Source organism: Sphingomonas sp. DG1-23, assembly GCF_030730875.1.
Taxonomy (GTDB): domain Bacteria; phylum Pseudomonadota; class Alphaproteobacteria; order Sphingomonadales; family Sphingomonadaceae; genus Sphingomonas.
Genome location: NZ_JAVAMA010000013.1, coordinates 150171 through 169274, shown reverse-complemented (window position 1 = coordinate 169274; position 19104 = coordinate 150171). Strand labels below are relative to the sequence as shown.

At 67.5% G+C, this 19104-nt stretch carries 17 protein-coding genes; 7 read left to right on the top strand and 10 right to left on the bottom strand.

Features of this window, described 5'->3' with window-relative positions; all coding sequences use genetic code 11:
• Positions 1-120 precede the first annotated feature (120 nt).
• The 5 genes from Q9Q95_RS19055 to Q9Q95_RS19035 all read left to right on the top strand — a co-directional run bounded on the left by Q9Q95_RS19055 (position 121) and on the right by Q9Q95_RS19035 (position 7270).
• Positions 121-867: an ImuA family protein gene (locus Q9Q95_RS19055; protein ID WP_306098734.1), complete on the top strand. Its 747-nt coding sequence runs from the start codon at positions 121-123 to the stop codon at positions 865-867.
• Positions 785-2824 (top strand): DUF6504 family protein, encoded by a 2040-nt coding sequence (locus Q9Q95_RS19050; RefSeq protein WP_306098733.1) that lies wholly within the window; start codon positions 785-787, stop codon positions 2822-2824. The genes Q9Q95_RS19055 and Q9Q95_RS19050 overlap by 83 nt, the downstream gene beginning before the upstream one ends.
• Positions 2821-6165, top strand: a complete 3345-nt coding sequence (locus Q9Q95_RS19045; RefSeq protein WP_306098732.1) for an error-prone DNA polymerase — start codon at positions 2821-2823, stop codon at positions 6163-6165. The genes Q9Q95_RS19050 and Q9Q95_RS19045 overlap by 4 nt, the downstream gene beginning before the upstream one ends.
• Before the next feature lie 11 nt (positions 6166-6176).
• Positions 6177-6737: a 2'-5' RNA ligase family protein gene (locus Q9Q95_RS19040; RefSeq protein ID WP_306098731.1), complete on the top strand. Its 561-nt coding sequence runs from the start codon at positions 6177-6179 to the stop codon at positions 6735-6737.
• A 65-nt stretch (positions 6738-6802) separates the two neighbouring features.
• Positions 6803-7270, top strand: coding sequence for a VOC family protein (locus Q9Q95_RS19035; RefSeq protein ID WP_306098730.1), 468 nt, complete (start codon positions 6803-6805; stop codon positions 7268-7270).
• A gap of 178 nt (positions 7271-7448) precedes the next feature.
• Here Q9Q95_RS19035 and Q9Q95_RS19030 read toward each other — a convergent pair whose 3' ends face one another.
• Positions 7449-8453: a fumarylacetoacetate hydrolase family protein gene (locus Q9Q95_RS19030; RefSeq protein WP_306098729.1), complete on the bottom strand. Its 1005-nt coding sequence runs from the start codon at positions 8451-8453 to the stop codon at positions 7449-7451.
• 130 nt (positions 8454-8583) lie between these two features.
• Between Q9Q95_RS19030 and Q9Q95_RS19025 the strand changes: the two genes are divergently transcribed.
• On the top strand, positions 8584-11910 hold the full coding sequence (locus tag Q9Q95_RS19025; RefSeq protein WP_306098728.1) for a PAS domain-containing protein: 3327 nt from the start codon (positions 8584-8586) through the stop codon (positions 11908-11910).
• Positions 11911-12050: 140 nt separating this feature from the next.
• Complete coding sequence (locus tag Q9Q95_RS19020; RefSeq protein WP_306098727.1) at positions 12051-13340, top strand: adenylosuccinate synthase; 1290 nt, start codon at positions 12051-12053, stop codon at positions 13338-13340.
• Positions 13341-13382: 42 nt separating this feature from the next.
• Here the strand turns inward: Q9Q95_RS19020 and Q9Q95_RS19015 are convergent, their stop codons facing one another.
• The 9 genes from Q9Q95_RS19015 to Q9Q95_RS18975 all read right to left on the bottom strand — a co-directional run bounded on the left by Q9Q95_RS19015 (position 13383) and on the right by Q9Q95_RS18975 (position 19037).
• Complete coding sequence (locus Q9Q95_RS19015; RefSeq protein ID WP_306098726.1) at positions 13383-13676, bottom strand: hypothetical protein; 294 nt, start codon at positions 13674-13676, stop codon at positions 13383-13385.
• Positions 13677-13806: 130 nt separating this feature from the next.
• Positions 13807-14874, bottom strand: a complete 1068-nt coding sequence (aroC, locus tag Q9Q95_RS19010) for a chorismate synthase (protein WP_306098725.1) — start codon at positions 14872-14874, stop codon at positions 13807-13809.
• The gene (locus tag Q9Q95_RS19005) at positions 14871-15398 is read right to left on the bottom strand and encodes a GNAT family N-acetyltransferase (RefSeq protein WP_306098724.1); all 528 of its coding nucleotides are present in this window, start codon (positions 15396-15398) and stop codon (positions 14871-14873) included. Before Q9Q95_RS19005 ends, aroC begins: the two co-directional genes overlap by 4 nt.
• Entirely contained in the window at positions 15395-15649 is a 255-nt protein-coding gene (locus tag Q9Q95_RS19000) for a DUF2442 domain-containing protein (protein ID WP_306098723.1), read from the bottom strand. Before Q9Q95_RS19000 ends, Q9Q95_RS19005 begins: the two co-directional genes overlap by 4 nt.
• The gene (locus Q9Q95_RS18995; protein ID WP_306098722.1) at positions 15633-15875 is read right to left on the bottom strand and encodes a DUF4160 domain-containing protein; all 243 of its coding nucleotides are present in this window, start codon (positions 15873-15875) and stop codon (positions 15633-15635) included. The genes Q9Q95_RS19000 and Q9Q95_RS18995 overlap by 17 nt, the downstream gene beginning before the upstream one ends.
• The gene (locus Q9Q95_RS18990; protein WP_306098721.1) at positions 15875-16261 is read right to left on the bottom strand and encodes a hypothetical protein; all 387 of its coding nucleotides are present in this window, start codon (positions 16259-16261) and stop codon (positions 15875-15877) included. The genes Q9Q95_RS18995 and Q9Q95_RS18990 overlap by 1 nt, the downstream gene beginning before the upstream one ends.
• 83 nt (positions 16262-16344) lie before the next feature.
• The gene (gene fabI / locus Q9Q95_RS18985; protein WP_306098720.1) at positions 16345-17148 is read right to left on the bottom strand and encodes an enoyl-ACP reductase FabI; all 804 of its coding nucleotides are present in this window, start codon (positions 17146-17148) and stop codon (positions 16345-16347) included.
• Positions 17145-18095, bottom strand: coding sequence for a YihY/virulence factor BrkB family protein (locus Q9Q95_RS18980; protein ID WP_306098719.1), 951 nt, complete (start codon positions 18093-18095; stop codon positions 17145-17147). Before Q9Q95_RS18980 ends, fabI begins: the two co-directional genes overlap by 4 nt.
• A gap of 6 nt (positions 18096-18101) precedes the next feature.
• Entirely contained in the window at positions 18102-19037 is a 936-nt protein-coding gene (locus Q9Q95_RS18975; RefSeq protein WP_306098718.1) for a DnaJ C-terminal domain-containing protein, read from the bottom strand.
• Between the last annotated feature and the right edge of the window lie 67 nt (positions 19038-19104).

Here is a 19104-nt window from a genome sequence, read left to right as displayed (position 1 = left end):
ACACTGGGGCGAGGCGCGGCGTAACGCAAGCGCCGGACAAACAAAGGATTGACTCACGGGCTCCGCGGAACAGAATAGGAACATTCTCGTTCCCGAGTCGTGAGTGTCCGCTGCCGCCTTATGGCCGATCCTGCCGTTCTTGACCAGCTTCGCGCGCAATTGCGCGCGATGGAAACCAAGGATTTCCGTCGCCGGCCGGCGCTGCCGTTCGGGATCGCAGCGCTCGACTCGCGGCTTGCCGACAATGGCCTCCGGCTCGACGCGCTGCACGAAGTGGCCGCCGCTTCGGGCGACATGGCCGAGGATTGCGCCGCGACTCTGTTCCTCGCCGGGATCGCCGCGCGCGCCTGGGGCCCGATATTGTGGGTGGTGCGGCGGCGCGACCTGTTCGCGCCGGGGCTCGCCCAGGTGGGGCTCGACCATAAGCGGCTGATCTATGCCGAAGCGCGCGACGATCAGGAATTGCTCGCGGTGATGGAGGAAGGGCTGCGGCATCGCGGCCTGGGTGCGGTGATCGGCGAAGTGAAGCGTGCCGACATGACCGCGAGCCGCCGGCTCCAGCTCGCCGCCGAGGGCGGACGCACGATCGCTTTGCTGATGCGCCGGCATGCGCGCGAGGGCAGCGATCCGCTGGCTGCGCCTTCGGCGGCGGTGACGCGCTGGCGAGTCGGCTGCGCGCCGTCGACGCCGCTGCCGGTGGAAGGCGTGGGGCGCGCGCGCTGGCAACTGGCGCTGGTGCGCCAGAAGGGCGGCGACTCTTTCGAAATGCAAGTGGAGGCATGCGATGCAACGGGTCGCTGCGCTCTTCCTGCCAATGTGGCCGATCGAAAGGCTGTGGCAGGCGGAGCGGCGCGCCGCGCCGCCTGAGCCGCGCGCGCCAGAACCGGCCTCGCTCGATCCGTTGCGCGCGGCTGCCGCCCGGGAGCAGGAGCATGCCTGTTCGGTGCCGCGTGGCGGCGGCTGGCGGCCGGGCGCGCGCTGGGCGCGCGAGGACCAGCTCGGCAAGGTCGCGCTGCCGCCGGTGACGCGGCAGCCGGCGAGGCACGAGGTGGGGCGACGCGACGAAGCCGCGATGAACCCGTTCCGCGCGATGCCGCCGGATGAAGGGGCTAATTCCTCCCCGAGCTTGTCTCGGGGAGGGGGACCATCGCGCAGCGATGGTGGAGGGGCCGCCGCGGCACGCGGCGGTAAACCGCCGCGCCCCTCCACCGCCTTCGGCGGTCCCCCTCCCCGTTCCGGGGAGGAATTGGAGCCCCTCGTCACCAGCATCCGCAACGGCAACCGCGTCGAGATCGCCGCCGCCTGCCCTGCCGCGCGCGCGCTGGGGCTGGCGCCCGGCATGGCGCTCGCCCAGGCCCGCGCGCAGATCGCCGGGCTCGATATCCGGCCGGCCGATCCCGAAGGCGACCGCGCGCATCTCGCCGGCCTCGCGATCGCGCTGGCGCGGCGCTGGACTCCGACGGTGGCGATCCACGGCGAGGATACCCTGTTCCTCGATTTGACCGGGGTCGCGCATCTGCACGGCGGCGAAGCGGCGATGGCGATGCGGCTGCGGCGGATGCTGGCCCGGCTGGGCTATTCCGCGCGGATCGCGATCGCCGACACGCCGGGCGCGGCCTGGGCATTGGCGCATTATCCGCCCCCTCGTCATTCCCGCTCAGGCGGGAATCCAGAGTCGGAAAGGGCATCGCTCGGGGCTCTGGATCCCCGCCTGCGCGGGGATGACGGCTTGCTTTGTCGCAAGGGCCGGCAAGCCGAAGCCGTCGCCCCCCTGCCGATCGAGGCGCTGCGCATCGATGCCGCCGCGGTGGAATTGCTCCACCGGTTCGGCGTCAGGCGGATCGCGCAGCTCGCCGCGATGCCGCGCGCGCCCCTGGTCCGGCGGTTCGGCGCGGCGATCGCCACCCGGCTCGAACAGGCATTGGGCCGGCTGCCCGAGCCGCTGCATCCGGTGACGCCGCCCGAGCCGATCGCGATCGTCCAGCGCTTCGCCGAGCCGATCGCCACTGCCGAGGCGATTGCGCATTGGCTGGGAACGCTCGTCCCGCGCCTCACCGCCGCGCTGGCAGAAAAAGGGCTGGGCGCGAGCCGGATCGAATTGGTCGCCGACCGGGTCGACGGCGTGCCGCAGCGCATCCGCATCGGCCTTGCCCGCCCCAGCCGCGACGGCGCGCATCTGCTGCGCCTGCTCGCCCGCCGCATCGAGCAGATCGAGCCGGGCTACGGCGTGGACGCGCTGACGTTGCACGTCCGCCGCGCGATGCCGCTGGGGCCCGAGCCTTTCGCCGAACGGCTCGACGAAGAAGCGGCACCCGATCTCGCGACTCTGGTCGACACGCTGGCCACGCGGATCGGCTTGGGTGCGATGTGGCGCAATCGCCCGGTAGAGAGCGACGTGCCCGAACGATCGGTGGCGAGCATGGCGGTGCTCGATCCGCCCGAACGCGCCGGCATGCGCGGCAAGATCGACGCTGTCGGCCAGCTCGACCGCAATCCCGCGCTCCATCCCTGGCATCCCGAATGGCCCAAGCCGGCGCGGCTGCTGCGCCGGCCCGAACGGCTCGACCATGTCGTCGCCGAACTGCCCGATCATGCCCCGCGCCGCTTCACCTGGCGTGGGCAATCGCATCGCGTGGTGCGCGCCGACGGACCCGAGCGCGTGCATGGCGAATGGTGGAAGCGCGCCGCGGAGATGCATCACATCCGCGACTATTTCCGCGTCGAGGACGATGCCGGGCGGCGCTATTGGCTGTTCCGCAAGGGCGATGGCGAGCGCCCGGCGACCGGGGATCTCAGCTGGTACCTGCACGGGGTGTTCGGATGAGTTATGCCGAACTCCAGGTGACGACGCATTTCTCGTTCCTGCGCGGGGCTTCCGCGCCCGAGGAATTGTTTCGTCAGGCGGCATTGCTCGGCCTCCCTGCTCTCGGCATCGTCGACCGCAATTCGGTGGGCGGAGTGGTCCGCGCGCTGGTCGCCGCCGAGCAATTCTCGGCGCTCGGCGTCGACATAAGGATGATCGCCGGGTGCCGGCTCGATCTGGTCGACGGCAGCGCGGTGCTGGTGTGGCCCGAGGATAAAGCGGCATGGTCGCGGCTCACCCGGCTGCTCACGCTCGGCAAGTCGCGCGCCGATCCGCAGCACGGCGAAAAGGGCAAATGCTTCCTGCATTGGGAGGATGTCGCGGCGCACGCCGAGGGACTGGTCGGCGCGCTGGTGCCCGGGCTCGCCGATCCGGGCGATCCGCTGTCGCTGCGCTGGATGGCGGATGTGTTCGGGGATCGCGGGCATGTCTGCCTGACCCAGCATCGCCGGCCGGGCGACGCGATGCGGCTGCACCAGCTGAACCAGAACGCCCGGCGCTTCGGGCTGACATCGCTCGCGACCGGCGACGTGCTCTACGACACGCCCGATCGGCGGATGCTGCAGGACGTGGTCACGGCGATCCGCGAGAAATGCACGATCGACCAACTCGGCTTCCGCCGCGAGCGCAATGCCGACCGGCATTTGAAGTCGCCCGAGGACATGGCGCGGCGCTTCCGCGACTATCCCGAGGCGCTGCGCGCGACCGAAGCGATCGTCGAGCGCTGCACCTTCTCGCTGCGCCAGCTCGAGCACCAATATCCCGAGGAGACCGTCATCCACGGACGCACCGCGCAGGAAGCGCTGCGCGCGCTGGCGTGGAACGGGCTCAAGCATCGGTTCGCCGGCAAGCCTTCCAAGGCGCATCAGGACCTGCTCACGCACGAGCTCGGGCTGGTCGAGCAGATGGGCTATGCGCCCTATTTCCTCACGGTCAATTCGATCGTCCAGTTCGCGCTCAGCCAGCAGATCCTCTGCCAGGGGCGCGGCAGCGCGGCCAATTCGGTGATCTGCTTCGCGCTGGGGATCACTTCGATCGATCCGATCAAGCACCAATTGCTGTTCGAGCGATTCATCTCGACCGAGCGCAAGGAGCCGCCCGACATCGACGTGGATTTCGAGCATGAGCGTCGCGAGGAAGTGATCCAGTGGATCTACGAAACCTATGGCCATGACCATGCCGCGCTGACCGCCGTGGTCAGCCGTTTCCGCTCGCGCGGCGCATTGCGCGAAGTCGGCAAGGCGCTCGGCCTGCCCGAGGATCTGACCGCGGCGCTGTCGAGTCAGGTCTGGGGCTGGTCGAACGAAGTCGACGACCGCCACGCCGACGCGCTCAACCTCGACCGCAAGGACCCGCGGCTCGCGCTGACGCTCGAGCTGGCGCGGCAACTGATCGGCACGCCGCGCCATCTGTCGCAGCACCCGGGCGGCTTCGTGCTGACCCGCGACAAGTTGCACGACCTGATCCCGATCGAGCCCGCCGCGATGATCGATCGCCGCGTGGTCGAATGGGAGAAACTCGATATCGAGGAGCTCGGCTTCATGAAGGTCGACATTCTCGGCCTCGGCATGCTCGGCTGCATGCGGCGTGCCTTCGACCTGCTCGCCGATCACAAGGCCACGCACCTCACCCTCGCCTCGCCGCTGATGCAGGAGGATGACGACCTAACGTTCGAGATGATCCGTCAGGCCGACACGCTGGGCGTGTTCCAGATCGAGAGCCGCGCGCAGATGTCGATGCTGCCGCGGATGAAGCCGGTCAATTTCTACGACATCGCGATTCAGGTCGCGATCGTCCGGCCCGGGCCGATCCAGGGCAATATGGTCCACCCCTATCTCAAGCGCCGGCAGAATCCGGAGCTGGTCGACTATCCCTCCCTTGCGCTCAAGAAAGTACTCAGGAAGACGCTGGGCGTTCCGCTGTTTCAGGAACAGGCGATGCAGGTCGCGATCATCGGCGCCGGCTTCGCGCCCAGCGAAGCCGACCGGCTGCGGCGCGCGATGGCGACCTTCAAATCGACCGGCGGCATCGGCGAGTTCGGACCCAAGCTGCTCGCCGGCATGCGCGCCAACCATATCAGCGACGATTTCGCCGAACGGCTGGTCGCGCAGATCGAGGGGTTCAGCAATTACGGCTTCCCCGAGAGCCACGCCGCCAGCTTCGCCAAGATCGCCTATGCCTCGTCATGGATGAAATGCCATCATCCGGACGTGTTCTGCACGGCGTTGCTCAACGCGCAGCCGATGGGATTCTACGCGCCGGCGCAACTGGTCCGCGATGCGCGAGCGCACGGCGTCGAGGCGCGACCGGTGTGCATCAACCAAAGCGACTGGGACACGCGGATGGTGCCCGACGGACCCAATACGCGTCCCCGGCATGCGGCATTCTGCGGGACCGACAAAGGCTGGGCGGGCATGCAGCCGATCCGGCTTGGGATGCGGATCGTGCAGGGGCTCGCTGAGACAGATGCCAACAAAATCCTCGAGGCCCGCGCGCGGGCGCCGTTCGTCTCGATCGAGGATGTCTGGCGGCGCTCGGGGGTGAAGCCGGCGGCGCTCGAACGGCTGGCGCGCGCCGATGCCTTCCATGCGCTGGGATTCAACCGGCGCCAGGCCTTGTGGGCGATCAAAGGGCTCGGCCAGAAGCCGCTCGATCTGTTCAGCGCCGCCGATGCGCGCGAAGGCGTCACCGTGCCCGAGAGCGTCGAGACACCGGTTGGGCTGGTGCCGCTCACCGAGGGCCGCGAAGTGGTCGAGGATTATCGCGCGACCCAATTGTCGCTGCGCGCGCATCCGGTGACCTTCCTGCGCGATCAGCTGGCGGCGCGGCGGATCGCGAAATGCGCGGATCTGATGAAAATGAAAGACGGCGCGCGAGTCGAGGTGGCCGGGCTGATTCTCGTTCGCCAGCGGCCGGGCAGCGCCAACGGCGTGGTGTTCGTGACGCTCGAGGACGAGACCGGCATCGCCAATGCCGTGTTCTGGGCCGACCGGTTCGAGGCCAATCGGCGCACGGTGATGACCGCGACGATGCTGGCGATCCGCGGCAAGGTGCAGAAGGAAGGCATCGTGATCCACCTCGTCGCCGAGACGATCATCGATCTGACCCCGTGGCTGCGCGAAGTCGGCGAACTCGAATTGCCGCGCTTCACCGCCCCCGGCGACGGCGCGACGCATGGCGGCACGATCGATCCGCGCGATCGGCTCAAGCTGCCGCCGCAACGCGCGCTGGAGAGCTGGCCGCCGCGGCGCAGCCTCAAGGCGCCGGACCTGATCCCGGTCAAATCGCGCGACTTTCACTGAGGAGAATGACGATGATGTTTCCGACCACCGGGGAAAACGTGTCCGGCCGGCAGCTGCGCCGCGACGACCAGATGCTCTATCTGATGATCAAGCCCGATCCGGACGCCGCCGCGGCGATGGACGGTCTGCGGCGCCAATATGAACTGGCGCGCAAATATGCCTTGGAGCGCTTCCACTTCACGCTCGTCCCGTTCGGCGACATCCGGCTGCTCTCGCCGGAAAACCTCGAACGGATTCGCCGGGCCGCGGCATCGCTGCAAGCCGAACCTTTCGAGGTGAGTCTCAATCGGATCAGCGGCAATGCGCTGGTCGGCAGCCGAATGCGGGCGCTACGCGATTTCCAGCGCGCGCTCGTCGCCCGGCTCGACGCGTTCGAAATCGACCGCCCGGACCATGCTTTCGATCCCCACGTATCGCTGACTTACGAGGAATGGCAGCAACGCAACATCGAAGTGTCGCCGATACGCTGGCATGTCCGGCAGCTCCTGTTGGTCAAGAGCGTCCACGGCAAGGGTCATGAGCTGCTCGACAGCTGGACGCTCGAAGCGCGCCAGGGATTGCTTCCGTTCTAGTGCCAAGGTCGCACTTCCACCGGCGCGCAGGGATGCTAGGCTCGGCAAAAAGGAAGAGGATTCGAATGCTTCTGCGCACTTCACTGTACGCTGCCCTGCTTTTCCCGCTCGCCACACCGGCGCTCGCACAGGACAAGCCCGCGCCGGTCGCCCGGCTCGACCATGTCGCGATCTGGGTCGTCGACCAGCAGAAGAGCATCGACTTCTATCGCGAGATGTTCGGCCTCGGCGAGATCCCCGCGCCTTTCCCGGCGGGCGGGCCGCGCTGGATGCGCTTTGCCAATGGGATCGAGTTGCACATCCAGCCCGGCCGCACCGCGCCGGTCGAGCAACCGCGGCGCGTGCACATGGCGATCGGCGTGGCCAGCCTCGATCCGATCCTCGCCAAGCTCAAGGCCCGTGGCCAAGGCTGGAGCGACGTCGCCGGCAAGCCCGGCGCGATCCAGAACATGCGCACCGACGGCATTCGCCAGATCTTCCTCCAGGACCCCGACGGCTATTGGATCGAAGTCAACGACGCGGGCAAGCTTTAGGGGACTCCTGCTCCTCTCCCTGTGGGAGAGGTAGCGAAGCTTGGCAGCTTGCTGCCTAGCGTAGCTAGGTGAGGGTGTCCTGCTATCGACAGGGCGATCCCCTCACCCAGCTCCGACTAGGCCCCGCTGAAGAAGCGGGACCAAGTCTGCGCAACCCTCTCCCGACGGGAGAGGGAGATCAGCCCCCGACGACCTGCTCGATCACCCCGAAGATCGGGTGGTGCCGGTCGTCCTCGGCCCAGATCCGGACGGTGTCGCCGGCCTTGAGGAACGGCGTCTCGGGCTTGCCGCTTTTGATCGTCTCGATCGTGCGGAGTTCGGCGAGGCACGAATAGCCGACGCCGCCTTCGCCGATCGGCTTGCCCGGGCCGCCATCGCTGTCGCGGTTCGAGACGGTGCCCGAGCCGATGATCGTGCCGGCGCCGAGCGCGCGGGTCTTCGCGGCATGCGCGATCAACGTGCCGAAATCGAAGGTCATGTCCTCGCCCGCTTCGGCGCGGCCGAACGGCTTGCCGTTGAGGTCGACCATCAGCCTGCGATGCAGCTTGCCGTCCTTCCACCAGTCGCCGAGCGCCTCGGGGGTGACGAACACCGGCGAGAAGGCGCTGGCCGGCTTGGACTGGAAGAAGCCGAAGCCCTTGGCGAGCTCGCCCGGAATGAGATTGCGCAAGCTCACGTCGTTGGTGAGCCCGACCAGCCGGACCGCCGCCAGCGCGTCCTCACGCGAGGCGCCGAGCGGCACGTCGCCGGTGACCACCACCACTTCGGCCTCGAGATCGCAGCCCCACGCCTCGTCGGCGAGCGGGATCGGATCGCGCGGGCCGAGAAAGGCGTCCGAGCCGCCCTGATACATCAACGGATCCTGCCAGAAGCTCTCGGGCATCTCGGCGCCACGCGCCTGGCGGACCAGGGCGACATGGTTCACATAGGCCGAGCCGTCGGCCCATTGATAGGCGCGCGGCAGCGGCGATGCCGCCTGCCGCTCGTGGAAGCGCAGCATCGGAATCGTCTCGTGCTCGAGGTCGGTCGCGAGATTGCGCAGGTCGGTTTCGACCTGTTCCCAATTGTCGAGCGCCGCCTGCAAGGTGGGTGCGATCGCACTGGCATCGGCGCACCATGCCAGATCGTTCGACACCACGACGAGCTTGCCGTCACGACCCTGCTTCAGGCTGGCGAGTTTCATGCAATTCTCTCCTGTTTCGTTCAGCATAGGGCCGCGCGCGCCCAAGTCGAGCGGTTGACACCAAGCACCTGTATCTTCATCGCTTTCCCCGATGTCCTCGTCGCTTCGATTTCTGGATCACGGCGGCGAGATGGCTGACCGGATTCGCGCGCATCCCTGGGCTGCCACGCCACTCGGCGAAATCGCAAGCTGGCCGCAGGCACTGCGCTTCGCGATCAACATCGCGCTCGGATCGAGCTTCCCCACTGCGATCTATTGGGGCCGCGAGCTTCGCCTGCTCTACAACGACGCATGGGCGCCGATCCCCGCCGATCGCCACCCTTGGGCGCTGGGAAGGCCGGGTGCCGAGGTCTGGGCCGATATCTGGCATCTGGTGGGGCCCGAGATGGAGCGGGTGCTCGCTACCGGCGAGGGCTTCTCGACCTATGACCAGATGCTGCCGATGGAGCGGAACGGCGCGCGCCAGGAAACGTGGTGGAACTATAGCTTCACTCCGATCCGCGACGAGCACAACGCAGTGGTCGGCATCCTCAATCAGGGCAGCGAGACCACCCGCACCGTACTCGCCGAGCGCGCCCGCCTCGCCGAGGTCGAGCGGCTGCGCGATCTGTTCGCCCAAGCCCCCGGCGCGGTCGCCCTGCTGCATGGACCCGGCCATGTCTTCGAGCTCGCCAATCCCGCCTATCGCAACCTGATCGGCGGGCGCGACGTGCTCGGCATGCCCGTTGCCGAAGCGCTTCCGGAAGTCGTCGAGCAAGGCTTTGTCGGGCTGCTCGATCAGGTGTTTCGCAGCGGCGTCACCTATCGCGCCGACGCAGTTCCGGTGCGTCTGCAGCGCACTCCAGGCGAGGATGCCGAGGAGCGCATGCTCGACTTCGTCTACCAGCCGATCAAGGACGCGAACGGCGAGACCACGGACATCTTCGTGCTGGCCAACGACGTCACCGAACGCGCGACTGCCGAGGCGGCGCTGCGCGCCAGCGAGGAAAGGCTGCAGCTCGCGCTCGATTCGTCGGTAGGCGTCGGCACCTGGTTCTGGGACATTCCCAGCGGCCGCGTGACCGCGGATCTGCGCTTCCTGCGGCTCTACGGAGTCGAGGAGGCGCTCGAAGGCGTCGGCGCGCCGCTCGCGGCCTTCTTCGTCAACGTGCATCCCGACGATCGTCCGGCGCTCGAGGAAGCGATTGCGACCTCGCTCGCCACCGGCGCGCCTTTCTCGCAGGAATATCGCCTGGTCCAGCCCGACGGCGCGATCCGCTGGGTCGCGGCGCAGGGCAAGCCGTTCCTCGATTCCGAAGGCAAGCCGCTCCGCTTCCCCGGCGTCAGCTTCGACATCACCGTGCGCCGGGAGGCCGAAGAGGCCGCGCGCGCCGCCGCCGAGGAATTGCGCGAGGCGAACGCCGCGCAATCCTTCGTCTATGCGCTGGCCGAGACCCAACGGATGCTCGACACGCCCGACGCGATCATGGCTGCCACTTCGGAGGCCCTGGTCGACCAGCTCGCCGCGAGCCGCGTCGGCTTCTATCGGGTGACCGACGAGACGATCGCCTTCGGCGCCTCGGCCACGCGCGGACGATTGCCGCTGCTCGATGGTGGCGTCATCCCGCTCCACGGCATCGGCGCGGCCGCGATCGAGAGCTATCGTGCGGGGCGGACATTGGTGCTGCACGACGCGATCCGCGAGCTCCCGGTCGACAGCGACATTTCGCAGCGCGCCGCGGCGGCGATCGGCGTGCCGCTGCTGCGCGGCGGCGACTGGGTCGCGACGATGTTCGTCAATCAGGCCGAGCCCCGCCGATGGATGCCCGACGAAGTCGCGTTCATCGAGGCGATCGCCGAGATGTCGTGGGACGCAGTCGAGCGCGCCGGCGCGCTGGTGGCGCTGCGCACGAGCGAGGAGAAGTTCCGGGCGATCGCCAATTCGATCGATCCGATGGTGTGGTCGACGCTGCCCGACGGCTATCACGATTATTACAATGATCGCTGGTACGAATTCACCGGTGTGCCCCACGGCTCGACCGACGGCGAGGGCTGGGCGAATGTCTTCCACCCCGAGGATCAGGACCGGACCTGGGCGCTGTGGCGACACTGCCTCGCCACCGGCGAGCCCTATCACATCGAATATCGGCTGCGGCATCATTCGGGCCGGTATCGCTGGGTGCTCGGCCGCGCCCAGCCGGTGCGCGACGATCTCGGGAGCATAATCCGCTGGTTCGGCACCTGCACCGACATTCAGGAGATCGTCGACGCCCGCGAAGTGCTGGCGCGCTCGCGCGAGGAACTCGAGGCGGCAGTGCTCGAACGCACCGAGCAATTGATGCAGGCCGAGCAGCAATTGCGCCAGGCCCAGAAGATGGAGGCGGTGGGCCAGCTCACCGGCGGCATCGCGCACGATTTCAACAATATGCTCGCGGTGGTGATCGGCGCGCTCGACTTGCTCGAGCGGCGGATCGCGCAGGGACGCACCGATGTCGACCGCTATCTCGTCGCCGCGCGCGACGGCGCCACCCGCGCCGCGGCGCTCACCCAGCGGCTGCTCGCTTTCTCGCGCCAGCAGCCGCTCGCCCCGACCCCGGTCGACGCCAACGCGATGATCGAGGGGATGATCGAATTGCTCGCGCGCACGCTGGGCGAGGCAGTGATGGTCGAGACGCGGCTGGCGGACGGGTTGCGGCCGGCGCTGGCGGATCCGAACCAGCTCGAAAATGCGATCCTCAATTTGTGCGTCAACGGGCGCGACGCGATGCCGGGCGGCGGCAGGCTGACGATCGAGACCGACAATGTCGCAGCCGGGGCGAGCGAGGCGCAGGCGCTCGGCGTCGAGCCCGGCAATTATGTCGCGATCACCGTCGACGACACCGGCGCGGGCATGCCCCCTGAAGTCGCCGCGCGCGCCTTCGATCCGTTCTTCACCACCAAGGGCGTCGGCAAGGGCACCGGGCTCGGCCTCAGCCAGGTGTTCGGCTTCGCCCGGCAATCGGGCGGGACCGTGCGAATCCATACCGAGCAGGGCCACGGCACGCGCGTCAGCCTGTATCTCCCGGTCTATGACGGCGAGATCGACACCGCGGCGCAGGCGGCCGAGATCGACGAGGCAGGGCGCGCGCGGCCGGGCGAAGTGGTGATGGTCGTCGAGGATGAGGAGCGCGTGCGCAGCTATTCGGTCGAGGCGCTGCGCGAACTCGGCTATGTCGTGGTGTCCGCGGCCGACGGCGCCGAGGCGCTGCGGATGATCGCGCGCGGCCAGCGCGTCTCCTTGCTGTTCACCGACGTGGTGATGCCCGAGATGAGCGGCCGCGACCTCGCCCGTCGCGCGCGCAGCGCGTTGCCCGAACTCAAGGTGCTGCTGACCAGCGGCTATACTCCCGACATTGCCGGGCTCGGCGATTCGATCCTGACCAAGCCCTTCGACATCGACCGGCTGGCGCGGCGGGTGCGCGCGGCGCTCGACGATTGAACCCATAGGCACTTGACGCGGCCCGCCCCGGGCGCCATTGGCCCCGCGGCTTCGGGCGCTGCCCTGCCCCCGCACCGCCCGGCCGCCGAGTCCTGTCGAAGGGTGGCCAGGGTCCGCCCGGCAGGCGGAGACGTGTATTCATGGCAAATGTTGCAGTGATCGGCGCCCAATGGGGCGACGAAGGCAAGGGAAAGATCGTCGACTGGCTCGCCGAGCGCGCCGATGTCGTCGTGCGCTTCCAGGGCGGGCACAATGCCGGACACACCCTCGTCGTCGGCGACAAGGTCTACAAGCTCTCGCTGCTCCCCTCGGGAATCGTTCGCGGCACGCCGAGCGTGATCGGCAACGGCGTGGTGCTCGATCCGTGGCACCTCAAGGCCGAAGTCGAGAAGCTCCGCGAGCAGGGAATCGAGATCACCCCCGACACGCTCAAGATCGCCGACACCTGCCCTCTGATCCTGCCCTTCCACCGCGATCTCGACGCGCTGCGCGAGGATGCCAGCGGCGCCGGCAAGATCGGCACCACCCGCCGCGGCATCGGCCCGGCTTATGAGGACAAGGTCGGCCGCCGCGCGATCCGGGTGTGCGACCTCGCCCATCTCGACGAGCTCGGCCCGCAGCTCGACCGCCTGCTTGCGCATCACGACGCGCTGCGCGCCGGCTTCAGCGAGCCCGCGATCGATCGCGATGCGCTGATCGCCGAGCTGCGCGACATCGCCGGCTTCGTGCTCCCCTTCGCCCAGCCGGTGTGGCGGATGCTCAACGAGGCGCGTGGGCGCGGTCGCCGCATCCTGTTCGAAGGCGCGCAGGGCGTGCTGCTCGACATCGATCACGGCACCTATCCGTTCGTCACGTCGTCGAATACCGTCGCCGGAACCGCGGCGGCCGGTTCGGGGCTCGGGCCGGGCGCAGTCGGGTTCGTGCTGGGGATCGCCAAGGCCTATACCACGCGCGTCGGCTCGGGGCCGTTCCCGAGCGAGCAGGACAATGACGTGGGCGAGCGGCTCGGCACCCGCGGCCACGAGTTCGGCACCGTGACCGGGCGCAAGCGCCGCTGCGGCTGGCTCGACGCGGTGCTGCTCCGCCAGTCCGCGGCAGTATCGGGGATCACCGGCATCGCGCTGACCAAGATCGACGTGCTCGACGGCTTCGACGAGGTCTCGATCTGCACCGGCTACACCTTGCGCGGCGAGACGCTGGATTACTATCCGGCGAATGCGCAGGATCAGGCGGCGATCGAGCCGGTCTACGAGACGATGCCCGGCTGGTCCGAATCGACCGCAGGCGCGCGCAGCTGGGCAGAGCTGCCCGCCGCGGCGATCAAATATATCCGCCGGATCGAGGAATTGATCCAGTGCCCGGTGGCGTTGGTGTCGACCAGCCCCGAGCGCGAGGACACCATTCTCGTCCGCGATCCGTTCGCGGATTAAGGTCGAGCCCCGGCGGCGCTGCCGCCGGGGCGTCACTGTCGTTTAGCGCTGCGGCGTCGGAGCAGGGGCTTCCGGCGGCGTGGTCGGGGCCGTGGTGTCGGCGCTCGGATCGGTCGTCGGAGCCGAGGCGTCGGGCGCCGGCGCGGTCGTGCCGCTGCCGGTGGTGCCGCTGTCGGGCGTCGGCGCGGTCGTGTCCGCGCTCGCATCGTCCTTCTTGTCCTTCTTGTGCTTCTGATGCTCCTGGCTGGTGCTGTCGCTCGACTGCGGCGTCGACTGCGCGATCGCGACGGTCGGAATCAGCATGGCACCGGCAAGGAACAAGGTGAGCTTACGCATGTTTAATACTCCTGCATTTGACCGAAATGGCAGGAAACGAACGGCCTCACCGCGTGCATAGTTGCGTGCGGCGGGGTCGCTTCGCCGCTGCAACGAAACCGATCGACCGCGAGCCGACGCTATCGCGGGATCAGCCGCACTGCGCCCGATGCAATAATTTCTGATCGGCGAGCACCAGCGCCATCATCGCCTCGACCACCGGTGCGCCGCGAATGCCGACGCACGGATCGTGGCGGCCTTTGGTGCGGATATCGGTGGCTTCGCCGTCGCGGGTGATCGTCTCGACCGGGGTGAGGATCGAGCTGGTCGGCTTGAACGCGACGCGGACCAGCACCGGCTGACCGGTCGAGATTCCCCCGGCGATCCCGCCGGCATGGTTGGCGAGGAAGTGGACGCCGTCGCTGCCCGGGCGCATCGCGTCGGCATTCTGCTCGCCGGTGAGCGTCGCCGCGGCGAAACCGTCGCCGATCTCGACGCCCTTGACCGCATTGATCGACATGCAGGCGGCGGCGAGCTCGCTGTCGAGCTTGGCATAGAGCGGCGCGCCCCAGCCCGGCGGAACCCCGGTCGCCTCGCAGGCGATCACCGCGCCGAGCGACGAACCCGCCTTGCGCGCGTCATCGACCAATTTCTCCCAGCGCACCGCCGCGGCGGCGTCGGGACAGAAGAACGGATTGTTGTCGATCTCGGCAGCGTCGAAATTGGCCGGATCGATCGCGTCGCCGCCGATCGCCTCGACCCAGGCGCGAATCTTCACCTCGGGGATGGCCAGCCGCGCCACCGCGCCGGCCGCGACCCGCGCGGCGGTCTCGCGCGCCGAGGAGCGTCCGCCGCCGCGATAGTCGCGAAAGCCGTATTTCTGGTCGTAGGCGTAATCGGCATGGCCGGGACGATAGGCGACCGCGACTTCGGAATAATCCTTCGAGCGCTGGTCGACATTCTCGATCATCAGGCTGATCGGCGTGCCGGTGGTGCGGCCTTCGAACACGCCCGAGAGAATGCGGACCTGATCGGGTTCCTGGCGCTGGGTGGTGAAGCGCGACTGGCCCGGGCGGCGCTTGTCGAGGAACGGCTGGAGATCGGCCTCGGACAGTTCGAGCCCCGGCGGACAGCCGTCGACCACCGCGCCGAGCGCGGGCCCATGGCTCTCGCCCCAGGTGGTGAAGCGGAACACGCGTCCGAAGGTGTTGAAGCTCAAATGTCCCCGCCCAATTGTGCGAACGCCTTTGCGTGCGTCGCCGCGCCGCGCTCGCCGCACGGCATGGCACCGCCCTGAAGCGGCAGCGCCATCAGATAGTCACCCGCATAAGGCGAGGCAAATCCGCGCGCCCAATCGGCCGAAAAGCCGAAGCGCGCATAATAAGCGGGGTCGCCGAGCACGAAGACCAGCATCGCCCCGGCATCGGTCAGTTGCGCGAGGCCGGCGCGGACCAAAGCCTCGGCGACGCCCTGTCCGCGCTGCCCGGCGTCGACCGCGAGCGGGGCGAGCGCCACCGCCGCGATCGGCTTTCCTGCGATCTCCACGGCCATCCGGCTATAGACGATCACCCCGGCGAGGCTGCCGGTCTCCGCGTCGTCGGCGAGCAGGGTCAGCACCATGTCGCCGTCGACGCACAACCGCGGGACCAGCATCGCCTCCCCCGCATTGGGGAAGGCCCTGCGAAGCAAGGCATCGATCGCGGCCACGTCCCCGCCGGTCGCGGGGCGGATCGCGATGGTCACGCGGCGCGGGGCCGCGCCCGAGTCATATCACCCCGTCCGGCGATCAGGCCTTCGATGGAAATATCTTCGTCGAGCGCATCCCAATGCAGACCGCTCGGACTAAGCTCCACGGCGCGACGATCGTCGGGCGAACCATGCAGCAGCCGGGGGAACCATGCGAGCGGCACCCCGAGCGTGCGACCGTCCTCCAGCCGCACCCACATCTGGTCGTCATCGAAATCGACGCCGATGGGCCTAGGCGAAGTGGTCATTCCAAACTTCCTCGATCTCATCCCGCCGGGCTTCAACGACGGACAAGATCCACCGCTGCGTCCGCGCATCGAAGCCGCGATTGTAGGCGAACTCGATCAACGGATAAAGCCAGACCTTCGCGTCGGCGCCATCCTTGGTCACGTGCACGTGCGCCGGCTCACGCGGATCGCCTTCATTCGAAAAGAAGTGAAAGCGGTACCCTGCTTCGCGAAATACGACCGGCATCACGCTTTCCTCAGCGCGTCGGCGGCTACCAATCGGCCTTCTGAATCCCGCAGGAACCAGAATAGCCAGCCATTTATCTGATGCTTGGTAATGGCGGCCCCCGCCGGCGACAGACCGGAGTATACGGCACCGTTGGCCTCCACACCGCGCTCAGTGATGAGAGCCTCGACGACGCGGCCGTCTCGGAAACGATGTTCGAGACGGGTACCCACAGGGAATTTGACGCCTTCGCTTTCCCAGTATCTGGTCTCGTCGCGACCGACGGTCGTCGCCCCTCCGATTAGCCCGAGAGCTTCCTTTACGACATCCCCCTCAGAGACTTTCTCGCTGGGTCGCCGACGCGTAATCTCCTTGAACGTTTCGAAGTCCACTTCGATCATAGGCATAAATCGCCTCCATTAGATTAGAGGCGACACCCTATCAGAGAGAAACTCTCTCTACCACAGAGAGATTTCCTCTCTGCGTTCCGTCACACCAACGCGATGTCGGGGGCGTCCTCGGCCTTCATGCCGATGACGTTGTAGCCGGCGTCGACATGATGGGTCTCGCCGGTGACGCCGCTCGCGAGATCGCTGAGCAGGTACAGCCCGGCGCCGCCGACATCCTCGATCGTGACGTTGCGCTTGAGCGGCGAATTGAGCTCGTTCCATTTGAGGATCAGGCGGAAGTCGCCGATCCCCGAAGCGGCGAGCGTCTTGATCGGGCCGGCCGAGATCGCATTGACCCGGATATTGTCGCGGCCGAGATCGACCGCGAGATACTGAACGCTGGTCTCGAGCGCGGCCTTGGCGACGCCCATCACATTGTAATGCGGGATCACCTTCTCGGCGCCATAATAGCTGAGCGTGAGCAGCGAGCCGCCGTTCGGCATCATCGCCGCGGCGCGCTTGCACACTGCGACGAACGAATAGACGCTGATGTTCATCGTCATCAGGAAATTATCGAGGCTGGTATCGACATAGCCGCCGCGCAGTTCGTTCTTGTCGGAAAAGCCGATCGCATGGACGACGAAGTCGATCGTCGGCCAGCGCTCGGCCAAGGTCGCGAAGGTCTTGTCGAGATCGGCCATGTCCGAGACGTCGCAATCGATCAGGAAGTCGCTGCCGAGCTGCTCGGCGAGCGGGCGCACTCGCTTTTCGAGCGCATCGCCCTGATAGCTGAACGCCAGTTCGGCGCCCTGCTCGCGCAATTTCTGGGCGATCCCCCATGCCAGCGAACGATCGTTCGCCAGGCCCATGATCAGCCCGCGCTTGCCCTGCATCAATCCCGTCACGACGCACTTTCCTCCCTTTGCGGCGCCCCCTCTACTCCGTTCGGAGGCGTTTCGGCTAGCGCGGCGTTGAGCTCGGCGCCCGCAACCATGCCGAGCCCGATCAGGTAGAAGAAGATAAGCGCGATCATCACGCCGGCAAGACTGCCATAAGTGAGGTCGTAGCTGCCCAGCGTGCTCAGCATCTTCGGCAGCATCGCAGTGACGAACAGCCACCACAAGGTGGTGAAGGCGGCGCCGGGCCATTTCGGGCATTTCGAGTGGCGGAAGCGGCTCGGCGTCAGCGAATAGAACAGGATGTAGAGCGCCCCGAACAGCGCCAGTGCCGGCGCGAATTTGGTGAAGGACACGATCGTCTGGGCGTTCGAAGCCCAGGGAAGCAATTTATAGAGGAACTGCTCGATTCCGGTGAGGATCACCTGGAAGCTGAATGCCGCCATCGCGAGGATCACCGAGGCGACGATCATCCCGATCGCGCCGAGGCGATAGCGCCAGAACGGCGTGCTCGACTGGACGCCATAGGCCTGGCGCAGGATGCCGCGCAGCGTCTCGATGAAGCCGGCAGTGGTCCACAGCCCGACGATCGCGCCGAACCAGAGCAGATTGCCGGTGCGTGCCTGAAGCACGTCGGACGCCGGCTTGCGCAGGACTTCGGCGACGTCGGGCGGCACCGTCTGGAGGAAGGCCTCGAGCGTGCGGATGCCTTCGCTGCTCCGCCCGACCAATTGCGCGATCGCCGCGGCGACGATCACGAACGGAAAGAGCGTGACCAGCGACAGATAGGCAAGGTTGCCGGCATAGGTGAACCCTTCGTTGAAGGTGTCCACCGCGACGCGTTTGACGACATAGAAGAAGCGGGGGCCGGCACCGATTTTGCCCATCGCGGCGCGGATGCGGACGCCGAGCCCGGGTGCCGCCTCGTCGGCGTCTGAACTTTCCCCTTTTTTCACAAGGGCTCAGACGCCCATGCGGCCACGCGGGTTCCCCTTGTTCTGCCAGCCCTGTACGAACTCGACGAGCGCGTCGTCGTCGACCGGCAGATCGACCATCAAGGTGACGAGCAGATCGCCCCGCCCCCCGGACTTCTTGTGGAAGCCCCGACCCTTCAGCCGCAGGACCTTGCCCGAGGTCGAGCCCTTGGGAACCTTGAGCATCACCGCACCGTCGGGAGTCGGCACGCGGACTTCGGCACCGAGCACCGCTTCCGAAAGGCTCACCGGCAAATCGAGCCGGATATCGTCGCCGACGCGTTCGTAGAAACGGTGCGGCTGGACGTCGATCGTCACGATCGCGTCGCCGAAGCCGCCCGGGCCTTCCTCGCCCTTGCCGGCGAGCCGCATCTGGGTGCCGGTCTCGACGCCGGCGGGGAGCTTGAGGTCGATCGACTTGCCGTCGCGCAAGATGATCCGCTGCGGCGCCAGCCTCGCCGCGTCCTCGAACGCCACTGCGAGCCGATAGGCGACATTGGCGCCCTTCGCCGCGGATTTGCGGCCGAACCCGCCGAAGCCGCCGCTGAACCCGCCGCCGCCGCGCTTGGCGCCGCCGCCGAACAGCCCTTCGAAGATATCGCCGATATCGCTGGATTCGCCGCCGAAATCGAAGCCGCCGCTGCCGCCGGGGCGAAAGCCGGCTTGCTGCCCGCCGCCGCCGAACCCGAACGGCGCGGTCGGATTGCCGTCGCCGTCGATCTCGCCGCGATCGAAACGCGCGCGCTTGTCCTTGTCGCTCAGCAGGTCATAGGCCGAAGTCACCTGGCTGAACTTCTCGGACGCTTTGGGATTGTCCTTGTTGCGGTCGGGGTGCAGCTCCTTGGCGAGCTTGCGATAGGCCTTTTTGATATCGGCCTCGCTCGCGCCCCGCGCCACGCCCAGAGTTGCATACGGATCGGCCACTAAATTCCCCGTTCGAAATCACCAATGTCGAGCGCCCCTTACAGGAGCTTTTCGCCCGCGAACATCG

What these genes read in the sequence shown, in the direction of transcription:
- Q9Q95_RS19055 (WP_306098734.1), top strand. Translation starts at nt 121, where the DNA reads ATGGCCGATCCTGCCGTTCTTGACCAGCTTCGCGCGCAATTGCGCGCG.
- Q9Q95_RS19050 (WP_306098733.1), top strand. Translation starts at nt 785, where the DNA reads ATGCAACGGGTCGCTGCGCTCTTCCTGCCAATGTGGCCGATCGAAAGG.
- Q9Q95_RS19045 (WP_306098732.1), top strand. Translation starts at nt 2,821, where the DNA reads ATGAGTTATGCCGAACTCCAGGTGACGACGCATTTCTCGTTCCTGCGC.
- Q9Q95_RS19040 (WP_306098731.1), top strand. Translation starts at nt 6,177, where the DNA reads ATGATGTTTCCGACCACCGGGGAAAACGTGTCCGGCCGGCAGCTGCGC.
- Q9Q95_RS19035 (WP_306098730.1), top strand. Translation starts at nt 6,803, where the DNA reads ATGCTTCTGCGCACTTCACTGTACGCTGCCCTGCTTTTCCCGCTCGCC.
- Q9Q95_RS19030 (WP_306098729.1), bottom strand. Translation starts at nt 8,453, where the DNA reads ATGAAACTCGCCAGCCTGAAGCAGGGTCGTGACGGCAAGCTCGTCGTG.
- Q9Q95_RS19025 (WP_306098728.1), top strand. Translation starts at nt 8,584, where the DNA reads ATGGCTGACCGGATTCGCGCGCATCCCTGGGCTGCCACGCCACTCGGC.
- Q9Q95_RS19020 (WP_306098727.1), top strand. Translation starts at nt 12,051, where the DNA reads ATGGCAAATGTTGCAGTGATCGGCGCCCAATGGGGCGACGAAGGCAAG.
- Q9Q95_RS19015 (WP_306098726.1), bottom strand. Translation starts at nt 13,676, where the DNA reads ATGCGTAAGCTCACCTTGTTCCTTGCCGGTGCCATGCTGATTCCGACC.
- Q9Q95_RS19000 (WP_306098723.1), bottom strand. Translation starts at nt 15,649, where the DNA reads ATGACCACTTCGCCTAGGCCCATCGGCGTCGATTTCGATGACGACCAG.
- Q9Q95_RS18995 (WP_306098722.1), bottom strand. Translation starts at nt 15,875, where the DNA reads ATGCCGGTCGTATTTCGCGAAGCAGGGTACCGCTTTCACTTCTTTTCG.
- Q9Q95_RS18990 (WP_306098721.1), bottom strand. Translation starts at nt 16,261, where the DNA reads ATGCCTATGATCGAAGTGGACTTCGAAACGTTCAAGGAGATTACGCGT.